A 13490-nucleotide genomic window follows, 5' to 3' on the forward strand; every position below is an offset into this window, starting at 1 on the left:
CTGTCCTTTGCCTGTTCAGTCAGCCTGCCTGGCATTACTTCGAATAAAGTTCGATGACCAGGCTTTCGTTGATGGTGGAAGGCAGTTCGGAACGGATCGGAGCAGCCTTGAAGGTGCCCTTGCCATTCTTCGCGTCCACATCCAGCCACTCGGGGAAGCCGCGGGATTCGGCAGCCGCCAGGGCAGCCTTCACACGCAGGGAACCACGGGAGCGCTCGGTCAGCTCCACCACGTCGCCGGGGCGAACTTGGTAGGAAGGGATGTTCACACGCTTGCCATTCACCAGCACGCCGTTGTGACGGACGATCTGGCGGGATTCGGAGCGGGAAGCGCCGAAGCCCATGCGATAGGCCACGGAATCCAGACGGGACTCCAGCAGCTGCAGCAGGTTTTCGCCGGTCACGCCCTTACGACGGTCGGCTTCTTTGTACACGCTACGGAATTGGCCTTCCAGCACGCCGTAGATGCGACGGATCTTCTGCTTTTCACGCAGATGCACGCCGTAGTCGGACAGGCGCTGGCCAGACTTCTGACCATGCTGACCGGGGGCGTAGGCACGGCGCTCAACAGAGCACTTGTCGGTGTAGCACTTCTCGCCTTTGAGGAAGAGCTTTTCGCCTTCGCGGCGGCACTGACGGCATTTCGGATCGAGGTTACGAGCCACGAGTCACTCCTTAAATGCGACGCTTCTTCGGCGGACGGCAGCCGTTATGCGGCACAGGCGTCACGTCGGAGATTGCGGTGATCTTCATACCCAGGGCGTTCAGGGCGCGCACGGCGGATTCGCGGCCGGGGCCGGGTCCCTTGATGCGCACTTCCAGATTCTTCACGCCACACTCTTGAGCAGCCTTGCCGGCAGCCTCGGCTGCCACCTGAGCGGCAAACGGAGTGGACTTGCGAGAGCCCTTGAAGCCAGCACCACCGGAGGTAGCCCAAGACAGAGCATTACCTTGACGGTCGGTGATGGTGATGATGGTGTTGTTGAACGAGGCGTGAATATGGGCAATGCCCTCGGCCACGTTCTTCTTGACCTTTTTACGTACTTTGGCAGCAGTCTTAGCCATTTCCTATCCTCTTATTTGCCCTTTTGGACAGCCTTGCGCGGGCCCTTGCGGGTACGCGCGTTGGTGCGGGTACGCTGACCACGCACGGGCAGACCCTTGCGGTGACGCAGGCCACGATAGCAGCCAAGGTCCATCAGACGCTTGATGCTCATGGTCACTTCACGGCGGAGGTCACCCTCGACAGTGAACTTACCAACTTCATCACGCAGGCGTTCCATCTCGGCGTCGGACAGGTCCTTCACCTTGGTCGAACGAACGACACCCGCTGCGTCACAGATCTTCTGTGCGCGGGTGCGACCAACGCCGAAAATCGCGGTCAACGCGATCTCAGCGTGTTTGTGGTTGGGAATATTTACCCCAGCGATACGGGCCATTAAGTCACCCCGGAAAAGCGAAACCTACAATTATACCGATGAATCGTACTTCGATTCAACCCGAATATCGACGCAACACCAGCTTTCGCCGGTTGCAATTAGCCCTGGCGCTGCTTATGGCGCGGATCAGTGCAAATCACGCGCACAATGCCATTGCGACGAATGATCTTGCAGTTGCGGCAAATCTTTTTTACCGATGCCAGCACTTTCATTTTTAGCTCCTTGATTCAGGGCGCTTGGCGCAGCCAGCCATTAACCCGATTACTTCTTAGCGTAGAGATTCTTGAAACCTTATTTGGCGCGGAAAACGATGCGGGCCCGGGATAAATCATAGGGCGTCAACTGCACCGTCACCTTGTCGCCTGGCAGGATACGGATGTAATGCATCCGCATCTTGCCGGATATGAAGCCGAGGACCATGTGGCCGTTTTCCAGCTTCACTCTGAACGTCGCATTGGGAAGGTTTTCTACCACCTCCCCCTGCATTTCAATCAGATCTTCCTTCGCCATCCTAGCTCTGGTCTGTCTGGAGCCGGCCTACTTCATTGCCGGGAAGCCACCGCCCTTGAAGTTAGCTTTCTTGAGCAGGCTTTCGTATTGATGGGACATTACATAGGCCTGGACCTGGGACATGAAATCCATGGTCACGACCACGATAATCAGCAAGGAAGTACCACCGAAATAGAACGGCACGTTCCACTTCAAAATCAGAAACTCGGGCAGCAGACACACTAGGGTGATGTAGCCGGCGCCAACCAGGGTCAGGCGCATGAGAATCTTGTCAATGTAGCGGGCAGTCTGCTCGCCAGGACGAATCCCGGGCACGAAGGCCCCGCTCTTCTTCAGGTTGTCCGCGGTTTCCTTGGAGTTGAACACCAGGGCGGTATAGAAGAAGCAGAAGAAGACGATCGCGGCGGCGTAGAGCATCACGTAGATCGGCTGGCCAGGCGACAGGGTGGCGGCGAAGTCCTTCAGCCAGCGCATGGATTCGCCGGAACCGAACCAGCCGGCAACGGTCGCCGGGAAAAGAATGATCGAGGAAGCGAAGATGGGGGGAATGACACCAGCCATGTTCAGCTTCAGCGGCAGATGGGAGCTCTGACCGCCATAAACCTTGTTGCCAACCTGGCGCTTGGCATAGTTGACCAGAATCTTGCGCTGGCCCCGCTCGACGAACACCACAAAGGCGGTGACGAAGAACACCAGAATCGAAATCACGATTGCGGTCAGCGGATGCATGGCACCGGTACGAACCAGCTCTAGCAGGCCACCGATGGCATTGGGCAGACCCGCAGCGATACCGGCAAAGATGATGATGGAAATACCGTTGCCCAGGCCACGCTCGGTAATCTGCTCGCCCAGCCACATCAGGAACATGGTGCCCGTCAGCAGGGTGGCCACGGTCGTCAGGCGGAACAGGAAGCCAGGCTCCAGGACCAGCCCGGGCTGTGCCTCGAGAGCAATTGCGATGCCCAACCCCTGAAACAGGGCGAGCGCCACGGTGCCATAGCGGGTGTACTGGGTAATCTTGCGCCGCCCGGCTTCACCTTCCTTCTTCAGCGCCTCGAGCTGAGGGCTGGCCACCGCCATCAACTGCATGATGATGGAGGCGGAGATGTAGGGCATGATGCCCAGGGCGAAAATGGTAAAGCGAGACAGGGCGCCACCGGAGAACATGTTGAACATGCCCAGGATGCCGCCCTGCTGGCTTTGGAAGAGTTCGGCCAGCACATTGGCGTCAATCCCGGGAACCGGGATGTGGGCGCCGATGCGATAAACGACCAGGGCACCAAGCAGGAACCACAGACGGCGTTTCAGATCGCCGAACTTGCCGCCTTTGCTGACTACGTTATTGGTCGCCAAAACCGAACTTCCTCGCGCTACGTTAGAAACGATTACTCAGCCACGGAGCCGCCGGCAGCCTCGATGGCGGCCTTGGCACCCTTGGTGGCACCCACGCCCTTGAGCGCAACCTTGCGGCTGATCTCACCGGACAGGATGACCTTGGCGGACAGTGCATTGCCAGCCACCAGACCGGCCTGCTTCAGTACCAGCAGATCGATCTCGTCGACAGGCAGACCCTGGATCTCGGACAGACGAACTTCCACGTTGCGGGCATTCGTCAGGGAGACGAAACCGCGCTTCGGCAGACGGCGGTGCAGAGGCATTTGACCGCCTTCGAAACCAACCTTGTGGAAGCCGCCGGAACGGGACTTCTGACCCTTGTGGCCACGGCCACAGGTCTTGCCCAGGCCGGAGCCGATACCGCGACCGACGCGCTTCTTGGCGTGCTTGGCGCCTTCTGCGGGCTTGATGGTATTCAGTTGCATGTTAGCCCTCGCACTTCAGCAGGTACGAAACCTTGTTGATCATGCCGCGCACAGCAGGCGTGTCCTGCAGCACGGAAGAGGAGTTCAGCCGGCGCAGGCCCAGGCCGCGCACGGTGGCGCGGTGGTCCTGCTTGGTGCCGATCAGGCTCTTGACGAGCGTAACCTTGATAGTCTTCTCAGCCATTTCTTACCCCAGGATGTCTTCAACGGACTTGCCGCGCTTGGCAGCAATTTCCGCCGGAGTGTTCATCGCCAGCAGGCCGTTCAGAGTGGCACGGACGATGTTGTAAGGATTGGTGGAGCCGTGAGCCTTGGCCACGACGTTGGTCACACCCATCACTTCGAACACGGCGCGCATGGCACCGCCGGCGATGATGCCGGTACCGTCGGCAGCGGGCATCATCAGAACGGTGGAGGAACCATGCTTACCAACAACGGCGTGCTGCAGGGTGCCGTTCTTCAGGCTGACTTTTTCCATCTTGCGACGGGCTTCGTCCATTGCCTTTTGCACGGCAACGGGCACTTCGCGGGACTTGCCCTTGCCCATGCCAACGCCGCCGTCGCCATCACCCACCACGGTCAGGGCAGCAAAGCCCAGAATCCGGCCGCCCTTCACCACTTTGGTGACGCGGTTGATGGAGATCATTTTTTCGCGCAGACCGTCGTCGCGCTCGTCTGCCTGCTGGGGCTTCTTGGTTTGCGGTTTTGCCATAATTAACCTCGAACTTTCCTTCAGGCCGATCAGAACTTCAGACCGTTTTCGCGTGCGGCTTCAGCCAGGGCCTTGACACGACCATGGTACTGGAAGCCGGCACGGTCGAAAGCGACCTGCTCGATGCCCGCCTTCTTGGCGCGCTCGGCGATGAGCTTACCGATGGTGGCAGCAGCATTCACATTGCCGCCATTCGGCAGATCCTTGCGCACTTCAGGCTCCAGGGAAGAGGCAGCAGCCAGAACCTTGGACCCGCAGGGAGAAATAACTTGAGCATAGATGTGGCTGTTGGTGCGGAACACGCACAGACGGACGGCCTTCAGCTCGGCGATTTTGGCCCGGGTTTTACGGGCACGACGCAAGCGCGACTGTTTTTTGTCAATCATTTCGCCACCTTACTTCTTCTTGGTTTCCTTGAGCGCGACCACTTCGTCGGCATACCGCACGCCCTTGCCCTTATAGGGTTCAGGCTTACGATAAGCGCGAACTTCAGCCGCTACCTGCCCCACCGCCTGCTTGTCCACACCCTTGATGAGGATTTCAGTCTGGCTCGGAGTCTCCACCTTGACGCCAGCAGGCATCTTGTGGGCCACCGGATGGGAAAAGCCGAGGGTCAGGTTCAGGGTGTCGCCCTGGGCCTGAGCACGGTAACCCACGCCGACCAGCGTCAGCTTGCGCTCAAAACCCTTGGTAACACCGGTCACCATATTGTTCAGATTGGCACGCATGGTGCCCCACAGAGCACCAGCACCTTCAACGCCTTCCACCGGGGAGCAAACCAGTTGCTCGCCCTCGACCTTCACGACCACAGCCGGGTTGGCCTTCAGCTTCAGCACGCCAAGGGGGCCCTTGACGGAGATCTCTTCACCCAGAGCAACTTCCACACCCTTGGGCAGCGAAATCGGATTCTTACCTACACGGGACATGGTTCCCCCTTACGCAACGATGCAGAGGACTTCGCCACCCACGTTCTGGGTGCGTGCCTTGCGGTCGGTCATGACGCCCTTGGGGGTGGACACGATTGCCACGCCCAGGCCATTCATAACACGCGGAATATCCTGGCTGCCCTTGTAAACACGCAGACCAGGCCGGGAGACGCGCTCGATGCGCTCAATAACCGGGCGGCCGGCGTAGTACTTCAGGGCAATCTCCAGAGAAGCCTTGCCTTCGATTTCGCGCACGGCGAAATCATCAATATAACCTTCGCCCTTAAGGACGTCGGCAATCGCCACTTTCAGCTTGGAGCAGGGCATCGTTACGGATGCCTTCTCGGCCTGCTGGGCGTTGCGGATGCGGGTCAGCATGTCCGCGATCGGATCGCTCATAGCCATCTTTATTCCTCCTGCTTACCAGCTGGCCTTGGTCATACCGGGAATCTCGCCCTTGAAGGCGGCTTCACGGAGCTTGTTGCGGCACAGGCCGAACTTGCGGAAAACACCGCGCGGACGACCAGTTACTTGGCAACGATTGCGCAGACGGGCGGGGCTGGAATTGCGCGGCAGTGCCTGCAGCTTCAGACGAGCCTCGAAGCGCTCGGCGTCAGAAAGGCTCTGATTGTCGATAACGGCCTGCAGGGCAGCACGCTTGGCAGCGTACTTTTCCACGAGCGCGCGACGCTTCTCTTCGCGATTGATGAGTGACAGTTTTGCCATTATCGCCTCAATTCTTGAAGGGGAACTTGAAGGCAGACAGGAGGGCCTTGGCTTCCTCGTCGCTCTTCGCGGTGGTGGTAATGCTGATATTCATCCCGCGCAGAGCATCGATCTTGTCGTACTCGATTTCGGGGAAAATGATCTGCTCTTTCACACCCATGTTGTAGTTGCCACGGCCGTCGAAGCCCTTGCCAGCCACGCCGCGGAAGTCACGCACGCGGGGCAGGGAAACGGTGATCAGGCGATCCAGGAACTCGAACATGCGGGGGCCACGCAGGGTGACCATGCAACCGATGGGGTAGCCGTCACGAATCTTGAAGCCAGCGATGGACTTGCGGGACTTGGTGACAACGGGCTTCTGACCAGCGATCTTCTGCATGTCGCCGACGGCATTTTCCAGGATCTTCTTATCCTGAACAGCTTCGCCGACACCCATGTTCAGGGTGATCTTGGTGATGCGCGGCACTTCCATAACGGACTTGTAGCCGAACTGCTTGGTCAGCTCAGGCACCACGCTAGCTTTGTAGTAGTCGAAAAAACGCGCCATGACTATTCCTTAAGCGTCCAGGGTTTCGCCATTGGACTTGAACACGCGCACTTTCTTGCCGTCTTCAAGAATCTTGAAGCCAACGCGGTCAGCCTTCTGGGTCGCAGCATTGAACAGCGCGACGTTAGAGATGTGAATGGGCATGTCCTTGTCGACGATGCCACCAACCACGCCCTTGATGGGATTGGGCTTGACGTGCTTCTTGGCACGGTTCACACCCTCGACCACCACATGCTCGGCATCGACACGGCGAGCAACGGTACCGCGCTTGCCCTTGTCTTTGCCGGCGATGACGACAACCTCGTCACCCTTGCGAATCTTTTCCATCACCGCTCCTTACAGCACTTCGGGCGCCAGGGACACGATCTTCATGAAGCGCTCGGTACGCAATTCGCGCGTAACCGGCCCGAAGATACGGGTACCAATGGGCTCCAGCTTGGCATTGAGGAGCACCGCCGCGTTGTTGTCGAACTTGATCAGCGAGCCATCGGGACGACGCACGCCCTTGGCGGTACGAACCACCACGGCGTTATACACATCACCCTTTTTCACGCGACCACGGGGAGCGGCGTCCTTGATGGACACCTTGATGATGTCACCAACGGCCGCATAGCGACGCTTGGAGCCGCCCAGGACCTTGATACACATCACCGAACGCGCACCGGTATTATCGGCGACGTCCAGAATCGTCTGCATCTGAATCATTATTAACTCCAACTTTTCCCGCAACGGATCGCAGGCAGTCTTGGACCCCGAAGGGGGGAGGAACTAAAACAAAGGAGCCCGGCTGACACCGGGCACCTCGAAGAAGCGGGATAGTACACGCTCCTGAGAAAACGCGCAAGCCCTTTCGGGCTTGCCCATCATTAGATGATGGTTGCCTTTTCCAGCAGCTTGGTAACGCGCCAGGCCTTGGTGCGGGACAGAGGACGGGTTTCCTCGATCTCCACCAGGTCGCCAGCCTTGGCTTCGTTGTTTTCGTTGTGCGCGTGATACTTCTTGGACTTGGTCACGATCTTGCCGTAAACCGGGTGCTTCACGCGACGTTCGATCAGGACGGTGACGGTCTTTTCCATCTTGTCGCTGACCACGCGACCGATCAGGGTACGCTTGATGCTGGTGGTCTCGCTCATTGCTGTACCGCCTTTTCACGCATAAAGGTACGAACACGCGCAATATCCTTGCGCACCTTGTTCAGCTGGCTGGTATTGGCCAGCTGCTGCGTCGCAGCCTGCATGCGCAGGCTGAACTGGGCCTTCAGGAGCTCAACCAGCTCCGTGTTCAGCTCTTCGACGCTCTTCGCTTTCAACTCATTGGCTTTCATGGATTACCCCAACTGACGGGTCACGAAGGTGACAGCGAAGGGGATCTTGGCAGCAGCAAGGGCGAACGCCTCGCGAGCCAGAGCCTCATCCACACCGTCCATCTCGTACAGAACCTTACCCGGCTGAATTTCAGCCACGTAGTATTCCGGATTACCCTTACCGTTACCCATACGGACTTCGGCAGGCTTCTTGGAAATGGGCTTGTCCGGGAACACGCGGATCCAGATACGGCCGCCCCGCTTGATGTGACGGGTCATGGCACGACGCGCAGCTTCGATCTGACGGGAAGTCAGACGCCCGCGGGCGATGGCCTTGAGACCGAATTCACCAAAGCTAACCTTGGCACCGCGGGTAGCCAGACCGGTGTTACGGCCCTTCTGCTCCTTGCGGTATTTTCTGCGATTAGGCTGCAGCATCGTTGTTACCTGCCTTTCTTACGCGCTTGGCGGGGGCCTTGTCGCCCTCCGCAGCCTTGGCCTCACCTTCAGCCTTGGCCTTCACAGTACGAGTGGTCTTGGGCTTGTCAGCACCTTCGCCAGGCTTGGCGGAGCGACGGGGCTTGCGCTGCTCGTCGGCACCGGCTTCCGGAGCCACGACAGCGGGCTGGCCGTTGGCGGACATTTCACCCTTGAACACCCAGACCTTGATACCGATGATGCCGTAGGTGGTGCGGGCTTCGGAGGTAGCGTAGTCGATGTCGGCGCGCAGGGTGTGCAGGGGCACACGACCTTCGCGGTACCATTCGGTACGGGCGATTTCAGCACCGTTCAAACGGCCGGAGCTCATGATCTTGATGCCCTGGGCACCCAGACGCATGGCGTTCTGCATGGCACGCTTCATGGCACGACGGAACATGATCCGCTTTTCCAGCTGCTGGGCGATGGAGTCTCCGATCAGCTGGGCATCGAGTTCCGGCTTGCGGATTTCTTCGATGCTGACGTGGACCGGCACACCCATGATGCGCTGCAGTTCGGCGCGCAGGTTGTCGATCTCTTCGCCCTTCTTGCCGATAACCACGCCCGGACGGGCGGAGAAGATGGTGACGCGGGCGTTCTTGGCGGGGCGCTCGATGAGAACGCGGCCGACGGACGCATGTGCCAGCTTCTTCTTGAGGTAGTCACGGACCCGGATGTCTTCGTTCAGCATGGTGGCGAAGTTCTGACTGTTCGCGTACCAGCGGGAAGCCCAGTTACGGTTCACGCTGAGGCGGAACCCGGTAGGATTAATCTTCTGTCCCATAACTCTTCCTCAGTTCCCGACGGTCACGAAAATGTGGCAGGTCTGCTTGATGATGCGATTGCCACGACCCTTCGCCCGAGCGGTGAAGCGCTTCAGAGACGTACCCTGCTCGACGTGAATGGTCTTGACCTTCAGTTCGTCGATATCGGCGCCGTCATTATGCTCGGCGTTGGCGATGGCAGACTCCAGAACCTTCTTAACGATCTTTGCGCCCTTTTGGGGAGCAAAGCCCAGGATGTTGAGCGCCTGGCCCACCGGCTTACCGCGAACCAGGTCAGCCACGAGGCGACCCTTCTGGGCGGAGAGGCGGACGCCGCGCAAAATAGCACGAGTTTCCATTTGCACTCCTTTACTTCTTCGCCTTCTTGCCGGCGGTATGACCCTTGAAAGTACGGGTCAGGGAGAATTCGCCGAGCTTGTGGCCGACCATGTTTTCGGTGACATACACCGGAATATGTTGCTTGCCGTTATGCACGGCAATGGTCAGACCGACGAAATCCGGCAGCACGGTGGAGCGGCGAGACCAGGTCTTGATCGGCCGCTTGTCGTTGCCAGCACGAGCGGCGTCGACTTTCTTCAGCAGGTGGGCATCGACGAACGGGCCCTTTTTTACAGAACGTCCCATAGATCTCTACCCCTTAACGCTTGTGACGACGCTGCACGATCATGGAGTTCGTGCGCTTGTTACGACGGGTACGATAACCCTTGGTCTTGGTACCCCAAGGACTAACCGGATGCATACCAGCTGCGGTACGGCCTTCACCACCACCGTGGGGGTGATCAACCGGGTTCATGACCACGCCACGAACGGTCGGACGAACACCGCGCCAGCGCATGGCACCGGCCTTACCGATGGAACGCAGGGAGTGCTCTTCGTTACCGACTTCACCGATGGTGGCACGGCATTCGACGTGCACACGGCGGATTTCACCGGAGCGCAGACGCAGCTGAGCGTAAGAGCCTTCACGAGCCAGCAGTTGCACTGAAGTACCAGCGGCGCGAGCCAGCTGAGCACCCTTGCCGGGCAGCATTTCCACGCAGTGAATGGTGCTACCCACCGGAATGTTGCGAATCGGCAGGGCGTTGCCGGACTTGATCGGAGCTTCGGAGCCTGAGATCACTTGCTGGCCGACCACCATACCCTTGGGGGCAATGATGTAACGGCGTTCGCCGTCGGCGTAGCACAGCAGAGCCACGTTGGCGGAACGATTGGGATCGTACTCGAGGCGCTCAACCTTGGCCGGAATGCCGTCCTTGTTGCGCTTGAAGTCGACAACACGGTAGTGCTGCTTATGACCGCCGCCCTTGTGGCGAACGGTGATGCGACCGTTGTTGTTACGACCGGAACCGCGGGTCTGCTTCTCGAGCAGGCCGGCGAACGGCTTACCCTTGTACAGATCGGGGTTGACGACCTTCACGACGGCACGGCGGCCGGCGGAAGTCGGTTTAACTTTGATCAATGCCATGTTCTTACTCCCCGGCCGCGAAATTGATTTCCTGGCCCGGCTTCAGGCTGACGTAAGCCTTCTTCCAGCTCTTGCGGCGGCCGATGAAACGACCGAAGCGCTTTTCCTTGCCCTTGACGTTGGCCACCTGAACGGACTCGACCTGCACCTTGAAGAGCAGCTCGACAGCAGCCTTGATTTCCGGCTTGGTTGCGTCGGAGGCAACCTTGAAAACCACCTGCTCGTTCTTGTCGGCGATGAAAGTCGCCTTTTCGGAGATTTGCGGCGCCAGCAGCACCTGCAGCAGACGTTCTTGGCTCATCCCAGCAGCTCCTCAAACTTGGCCACAGCGCCCTTGGTCACGAGGACCTTGGGGAAGCGCACCAGGGACACGGGATCGGCTTCGCTAACGTCCAGAACCAGCACATTGGGCAGGTTGCGGGAAGCCAGGAAGACGTTCTCATCCAGGGAATCGGTAATCACCAGCACGGACTCGTAGCCCATGCCCTTGATCTTCTGGGCGAACAGCTTGGTCTTGGGAGCCTCGACAGAGAGGTTTTCCACCACGGCCAGACGGTCATCACGGACCAGCTGGGAAAGGATGGAAGCCAGACCAGCGCGGTACATCTTCTTGTTCACCTTCTGGGAGAAGTTCTCCTCAGGGGAATTCGGGAAAATGCGACCGCCTCCGCGCCACAGCGGGCTGCCATTGCTACCGGAACGCGCGCGACCGGTACCCTTCTGGCGCCAGGGCTTGGTGGTGGTGTGCCGGACTTCGGAGCGATCCTTCTGCTTGCGGTTGGCGCTACGGGCGTTGGCCTGATAGGCAACAACCACCTGGTGCACCAGCGCTTCGTTGTACTCGCGGCCGAACAGGGCATCGGAAGCCTGCAGCTTGGCAGCTTCCTGACCGTTTTCGTTGATAACTTTCAGTTCCATCACGCCCCCTTAAGCCTTGACTGCCGGACGCACGATGACGTCGGAGCCCTTGGAGCCGGGAACAGCGCCTTTCACCAGCAGCAGCTGGCGCTCGACGTCGACCCGAACCACTTCCAGGCACTGCACAGTGCTCTTCACAGCACCCAGGTGACCGGCCATGCGCTTACCCGGGAACACGCGACCCGGATCCTGCGCCATACCGATGGAACCAGGAGCATTGTGAGACACGGAGTTACCGTGGCTGGCGCGGTTGGAGCTGAAGTTGTGACGCTTGATAGCGCCGGCAAACCCCTTACCCTGGGAGGTGCCGGTGATATCGACCTTCTGGCCAACAGCGAAGATGGTGACAGCGATCTGATCGCCAGCCTTCAGGCCAGCGAGCTGCTCAGCGGTCACGGGGAATTCTTTGAGCACGTGCCCAGCTTCAACACCAGCCTTGGCCAGATGACCAGCCAGAGACTTGTTGACGCGGGAGGCACGACGCTTGCCGAAAGTCACCTGAACGGCGGCATAGCCGTCGGTTTCAGGCGTTTTGATCTGGGACACACGGTTGTTCGACACGTCCAGCACAGTCACCGGGACGGTAGCACCGTCATCAGTGAACACGCGCGTCATGCCGACCTTGCGCCCAACAAGGCCTAGACTCATGGTTATTCTCCAAATGCCGGCTGCGATTGGCCGACAAGTAAGTCAAAATGGGCGACACCAAACGGAGTCGCCCGCGGAAAAGCGGTGGATTATATACGCAACCAGTCGCTTATTGCAACTTGATTTCGACGTCAACACCAGCCGGCAGGTCGAGCTTCATCAGAGCATCAACAGTCTTGTCGGTCGGATCGATGATGTCCATCAGGCGCAGATGGGTCCGGATCTCGAACTGATCGCGGGAAGTCTTGTTCACGTGCGGGGAACGCAGCACGTCGTAACGCTGGATGCGGGTGGGCAGGGGCACGGGGCCGCGAACCACAGCACCGGTACGCTTGGCGGTTTCAACGATTTCCTGAGCGGACTGGTCGATCAGGCGGTAGTCGAAGGCCTTCAGACGGATACGGATTTTCTGGTTTTGCATGATATTTCCCAAAGAGCGATGGGGCGGGTGAAAGCCCGCCCCGAATGTAAAAATTACTCGATGATCTTGGCAACCACACCGGCGCCGACGGTACGGCCGCCTTCGCGGATAGCGAAGCGCAGACCTTCTTCCATGGCGATCGGGGCGATCAGCTTCACGGTCATCTGAATGTTGTCACCAGGCATGACCATTTCCACGCCTTCGGGCAGGGAGATGGCGCCGGTCACGTCAGTGGTCCGGAAGTAGAACTGGGGACGGTAGTTGTTGAAGAACGGGGTGTGACGACCACCTTCGTCCTTGGACAGAACATACACTTCGCCAGTGAAGTGGGTGTGGGGGGTGATGGAACCGGGCTTGGCCAGCACTTGGCCGCGCTCGACTTCTTCACGCTTGGTGCCACGCAGCAGCACGCCCACGTTGTCACCAGCCTGACCCTGGTCCAGCAGCTTGCGGAACATTTCCACGCCGGTGCAGGTGGTCTTGGTGGTGGGCTTGATACCCACGATTTCGATTTCTTCGCCGACCTTGACGATGCCGCGCTCGACACGACCGGTCACCACGGTGCCGCGGCCGGAGATGGAGAACACGTCTTCGATGGGCAGCAGGAAGGGCTTGTCCACAGCCCGCTCGGGGGTGGGGATGTAGCTGTCCAGAGCGTCGGCCAGAGCCAGAATGGCGGGTTCGCCGATGTCGGACTGGTCACCTTCCAGAGCCTTCAGGGCGGAGCCCTTGACGATGGGGATGTCGTCGCCGGGGAAGTCGTACTTGGAGAGCAGCTCGCGCACTTCCATTTC

General features: G+C 59.2%; 28 protein-coding genes. All 28 read right to left on the minus strand.

Going from position 1 to position 13490, the window contains the following annotated elements; all coding sequences use genetic code 11:
* Nucleotides 1-34: 34 nt before the first annotated feature.
* The gene (gene rpsD, locus EV678_RS08990) at nt 35-664 is read right to left on the minus strand and encodes a 30S ribosomal protein S4 (RefSeq protein WP_014235454.1); all 630 of its coding nucleotides are present in this window, start codon (nt 662-664) and stop codon (nt 35-37) included.
* A 10-nt stretch (nt 665-674) separates the two neighbouring features.
* Complete coding sequence (gene rpsK, locus EV678_RS08995) at nt 675-1064, minus strand: 30S ribosomal protein S11 (RefSeq protein WP_014235455.1); 390 nt, start codon at nt 1062-1064, stop codon at nt 675-677.
* An 11-nt stretch (nt 1065-1075) separates the two neighbouring features.
* The gene (gene rpsM / locus EV678_RS09000; RefSeq protein ID WP_014235456.1) at nt 1076-1438 is read right to left on the minus strand and encodes a 30S ribosomal protein S13; all 363 of its coding nucleotides are present in this window, start codon (nt 1436-1438) and stop codon (nt 1076-1078) included.
* 98 nt (nt 1439-1536) lie between these two features.
* Nucleotides 1537-1650, minus strand: coding sequence for a 50S ribosomal protein L36 (gene rpmJ / locus EV678_RS09005; protein ID WP_014235457.1), 114 nt, complete (start codon nt 1648-1650; stop codon nt 1537-1539).
* Between the two features lie 79 nt (nt 1651-1729).
* Nucleotides 1730-1948: a translation initiation factor IF-1 gene (gene infA, locus EV678_RS09010; RefSeq protein ID WP_014235458.1), complete on the minus strand. Its 219-nt coding sequence runs from the start codon at nt 1946-1948 to the stop codon at nt 1730-1732.
* A 27-nt stretch (nt 1949-1975) separates the two neighbouring features.
* Nucleotides 1976-3301, minus strand: a complete 1326-nt coding sequence (gene secY / locus EV678_RS09015; protein WP_014235459.1) for a preprotein translocase subunit SecY — start codon at nt 3299-3301, stop codon at nt 1976-1978.
* A gap of 32 nt (nt 3302-3333) precedes the next feature.
* Nucleotides 3334-3768: a 50S ribosomal protein L15 gene (gene rplO, locus EV678_RS09020; RefSeq protein WP_014235460.1), complete on the minus strand. Its 435-nt coding sequence runs from the start codon at nt 3766-3768 to the stop codon at nt 3334-3336.
* A gap of 1 nt (nt 3769) precedes the next feature.
* Complete coding sequence (rpmD, locus tag EV678_RS09025) at nt 3770-3952, minus strand: 50S ribosomal protein L30 (protein WP_014235461.1); 183 nt, start codon at nt 3950-3952, stop codon at nt 3770-3772.
* A 3-nt stretch (nt 3953-3955) separates the two neighbouring features.
* Nucleotides 3956-4480, minus strand: coding sequence for a 30S ribosomal protein S5 (gene rpsE / locus EV678_RS09030; protein WP_014235462.1), 525 nt, complete (start codon nt 4478-4480; stop codon nt 3956-3958).
* A gap of 29 nt (nt 4481-4509) precedes the next feature.
* Entirely contained in the window at nt 4510-4863 is a 354-nt protein-coding gene (gene rplR / locus EV678_RS09035) for a 50S ribosomal protein L18 (protein ID WP_130459319.1), read from the minus strand.
* A 12-nt stretch (nt 4864-4875) separates the two neighbouring features.
* A complete protein-coding gene (gene rplF, locus EV678_RS09040; protein WP_014235464.1) occupies nt 4876-5406 on the minus strand; it encodes a 50S ribosomal protein L6 in 531 nt (176 codons plus the stop codon).
* Between the two features lie 9 nt (nt 5407-5415).
* The gene (gene rpsH / locus EV678_RS09045; protein ID WP_014235465.1) at nt 5416-5811 is read right to left on the minus strand and encodes a 30S ribosomal protein S8; all 396 of its coding nucleotides are present in this window, start codon (nt 5809-5811) and stop codon (nt 5416-5418) included.
* A gap of 15 nt (nt 5812-5826) precedes the next feature.
* Nucleotides 5827-6132 (minus strand): 30S ribosomal protein S14, encoded by a 306-nt coding sequence (gene rpsN, locus EV678_RS09050; protein ID WP_014235466.1) that lies wholly within the window; start codon nt 6130-6132, stop codon nt 5827-5829.
* Between the two features lie 7 nt (nt 6133-6139).
* Nucleotides 6140-6679, minus strand: a complete 540-nt coding sequence (rplE, locus tag EV678_RS09055) for a 50S ribosomal protein L5 (protein WP_014235467.1) — start codon at nt 6677-6679, stop codon at nt 6140-6142.
* A 9-nt stretch (nt 6680-6688) separates the two neighbouring features.
* The gene (gene rplX, locus EV678_RS09060) at nt 6689-7006 is read right to left on the minus strand and encodes a 50S ribosomal protein L24 (protein ID WP_014235468.1); all 318 of its coding nucleotides are present in this window, start codon (nt 7004-7006) and stop codon (nt 6689-6691) included.
* A gap of 9 nt (nt 7007-7015) precedes the next feature.
* Nucleotides 7016-7384, minus strand: coding sequence for a 50S ribosomal protein L14 (rplN, locus tag EV678_RS09065; RefSeq protein ID WP_014235469.1), 369 nt, complete (start codon nt 7382-7384; stop codon nt 7016-7018).
* A 161-nt stretch (nt 7385-7545) separates the two neighbouring features.
* A complete protein-coding gene (gene rpsQ / locus EV678_RS09070) occupies nt 7546-7812 on the minus strand; it encodes a 30S ribosomal protein S17 (RefSeq protein ID WP_014235470.1) in 267 nt (88 codons plus the stop codon).
* On the minus strand, nt 7809-8003 hold the full coding sequence (gene rpmC / locus EV678_RS09075) for a 50S ribosomal protein L29 (protein ID WP_014235471.1): 195 nt from the start codon (nt 8001-8003) through the stop codon (nt 7809-7811). The genes rpsQ and rpmC overlap by 4 nt, the downstream gene beginning before the upstream one ends.
* Before the next feature lie 3 nt (nt 8004-8006).
* Nucleotides 8007-8420 carry a 50S ribosomal protein L16 gene (gene rplP, locus EV678_RS09080; protein ID WP_014235472.1) on the minus strand — a complete coding sequence of 138 codons (414 nt, stop codon included), beginning with the start codon at nt 8418-8420 and terminating at the stop codon, nt 8007-8009.
* Nucleotides 8407-9243, minus strand: a complete 837-nt coding sequence (rpsC, locus tag EV678_RS09085; RefSeq protein WP_130459234.1) for a 30S ribosomal protein S3 — start codon at nt 9241-9243, stop codon at nt 8407-8409. The genes rplP and rpsC overlap by 14 nt, the downstream gene beginning before the upstream one ends.
* 9 nt (nt 9244-9252) lie before the next feature.
* Entirely contained in the window at nt 9253-9582 is a 330-nt protein-coding gene (rplV, locus tag EV678_RS09090; protein WP_014235474.1) for a 50S ribosomal protein L22, read from the minus strand.
* A 10-nt stretch (nt 9583-9592) separates the two neighbouring features.
* On the minus strand, nt 9593-9868 hold the full coding sequence (gene rpsS, locus EV678_RS09095) for a 30S ribosomal protein S19 (protein WP_014235475.1): 276 nt from the start codon (nt 9866-9868) through the stop codon (nt 9593-9595).
* A 13-nt stretch (nt 9869-9881) separates the two neighbouring features.
* Complete coding sequence (rplB, locus tag EV678_RS09100; protein WP_014235476.1) at nt 9882-10709, minus strand: 50S ribosomal protein L2; 828 nt, start codon at nt 10707-10709, stop codon at nt 9882-9884.
* Between the two features lie 4 nt (nt 10710-10713).
* On the minus strand, nt 10714-11010 hold the full coding sequence (gene rplW, locus EV678_RS09105) for a 50S ribosomal protein L23 (protein WP_014235477.1): 297 nt from the start codon (nt 11008-11010) through the stop codon (nt 10714-10716).
* Nucleotides 11007-11627 (minus strand): 50S ribosomal protein L4, encoded by a 621-nt coding sequence (gene rplD / locus EV678_RS09110; protein ID WP_014235478.1) that lies wholly within the window; start codon nt 11625-11627, stop codon nt 11007-11009. Before rplD ends, rplW begins: the two co-directional genes overlap by 4 nt.
* Before the next feature lie 9 nt (nt 11628-11636).
* Nucleotides 11637-12275 (minus strand): 50S ribosomal protein L3, encoded by a 639-nt coding sequence (gene rplC, locus EV678_RS09115; protein ID WP_014235479.1) that lies wholly within the window; start codon nt 12273-12275, stop codon nt 11637-11639.
* Between the two features lie 109 nt (nt 12276-12384).
* Entirely contained in the window at nt 12385-12696 is a 312-nt protein-coding gene (gene rpsJ / locus EV678_RS09120) for a 30S ribosomal protein S10 (protein WP_014235480.1), read from the minus strand.
* Nucleotides 12697-12749: 53 nt separating this feature from the next.
* Nucleotides 12750-13490 (minus strand): elongation factor Tu (locus tag EV678_RS09125; RefSeq protein ID WP_130459235.1); only part of this gene is annotated, 741 nt, incomplete at its 5' end.

Origin of the sequence: Azospira oryzae, assembly GCF_004217225.1 — a bacterium.
GTDB classification, from domain to species: domain Bacteria; phylum Pseudomonadota; class Gammaproteobacteria; order Burkholderiales; family Rhodocyclaceae; genus Azospira; species Azospira oryzae.

Excerpts from the sequence above, each read along its gene's own strand:
- rpsK (WP_014235455.1), bottom strand. The coding sequence starts at position 1,064 with ATGGCTAAGACTGCTGCCAAAGTACGTAAAAAGGTCAAGAAGAACGTG.
- rpsM (WP_014235456.1), bottom strand. The coding sequence starts at position 1,438 with ATGGCCCGTATCGCTGGGGTAAATATTCCCAACCACAAACACGCTGAG.
- rpmJ (WP_014235457.1), bottom strand. The coding sequence starts at position 1,650 with ATGAAAGTGCTGGCATCGGTAAAAAAGATTTGCCGCAACTGCAAGATC.
- infA (WP_014235458.1), bottom strand. The coding sequence starts at position 1,948 with ATGGCGAAGGAAGATCTGATTGAAATGCAGGGGGAGGTGGTAGAAAAC.
- rplO (WP_014235460.1), bottom strand. The coding sequence starts at position 3,768 with ATGCAACTGAATACCATCAAGCCCGCAGAAGGCGCCAAGCACGCCAAG.
- rpmD (WP_014235461.1), bottom strand. The coding sequence starts at position 3,952 with ATGGCTGAGAAGACTATCAAGGTTACGCTCGTCAAGAGCCTGATCGGC.
- rpsE (WP_014235462.1), bottom strand. The coding sequence starts at position 4,480 with ATGGCAAAACCGCAAACCAAGAAGCCCCAGCAGGCAGACGAGCGCGAC.
- rplF (WP_014235464.1), bottom strand. The coding sequence starts at position 5,406 with ATGTCCCGTGTAGGTAAGAATCCGATTTCGCTGCCCAAGGGTGTGGAA.
- rpsH (WP_014235465.1), bottom strand. The coding sequence starts at position 5,811 with ATGGCTATGAGCGATCCGATCGCGGACATGCTGACCCGCATCCGCAAC.
- rpsN (WP_014235466.1), bottom strand. The coding sequence starts at position 6,132 with ATGGCAAAACTGTCACTCATCAATCGCGAAGAGAAGCGTCGCGCGCTC.
- rplE (WP_014235467.1), bottom strand. The coding sequence starts at position 6,679 with ATGGCGCGTTTTTTCGACTACTACAAAGCTAGCGTGGTGCCTGAGCTG.
- rplX (WP_014235468.1), bottom strand. The coding sequence starts at position 7,006 with ATGGAAAAGATTCGCAAGGGTGACGAGGTTGTCGTCATCGCCGGCAAA.
- rplN (WP_014235469.1), bottom strand. The coding sequence starts at position 7,384 with ATGATTCAGATGCAGACGATTCTGGACGTCGCCGATAATACCGGTGCG.
- rpsQ (WP_014235470.1), bottom strand. The coding sequence starts at position 7,812 with ATGAGCGAGACCACCAGCATCAAGCGTACCCTGATCGGTCGCGTGGTC.
- rpmC (WP_014235471.1), bottom strand. The coding sequence starts at position 8,003 with ATGAAAGCCAATGAGTTGAAAGCGAAGAGCGTCGAAGAGCTGAACACG.
- rplP (WP_014235472.1), bottom strand. The coding sequence starts at position 8,420 with ATGCTGCAGCCTAATCGCAGAAAATACCGCAAGGAGCAGAAGGGCCGT.
- rpsC (WP_130459234.1), bottom strand. The coding sequence starts at position 9,243 with ATGGGACAGAAGATTAATCCTACCGGGTTCCGCCTCAGCGTGAACCGT.
- rplV (WP_014235474.1), bottom strand. The coding sequence starts at position 9,582 with ATGGAAACTCGTGCTATTTTGCGCGGCGTCCGCCTCTCCGCCCAGAAG.
- rpsS (WP_014235475.1), bottom strand. The coding sequence starts at position 9,868 with ATGGGACGTTCTGTAAAAAAGGGCCCGTTCGTCGATGCCCACCTGCTG.
- rplB (WP_014235476.1), bottom strand. The coding sequence starts at position 10,709 with ATGGCATTGATCAAAGTTAAACCGACTTCCGCCGGCCGCCGTGCCGTC.
- rplW (WP_014235477.1), bottom strand. The coding sequence starts at position 11,010 with ATGAGCCAAGAACGTCTGCTGCAGGTGCTGCTGGCGCCGCAAATCTCC.
- rplD (WP_014235478.1), bottom strand. The coding sequence starts at position 11,627 with ATGGAACTGAAAGTTATCAACGAAAACGGTCAGGAAGCTGCCAAGCTG.
- rplC (WP_014235479.1), bottom strand. The coding sequence starts at position 12,275 with ATGAGTCTAGGCCTTGTTGGGCGCAAGGTCGGCATGACGCGCGTGTTC.
- rpsJ (WP_014235480.1), bottom strand. The coding sequence starts at position 12,696 with ATGCAAAACCAGAAAATCCGTATCCGTCTGAAGGCCTTCGACTACCGC.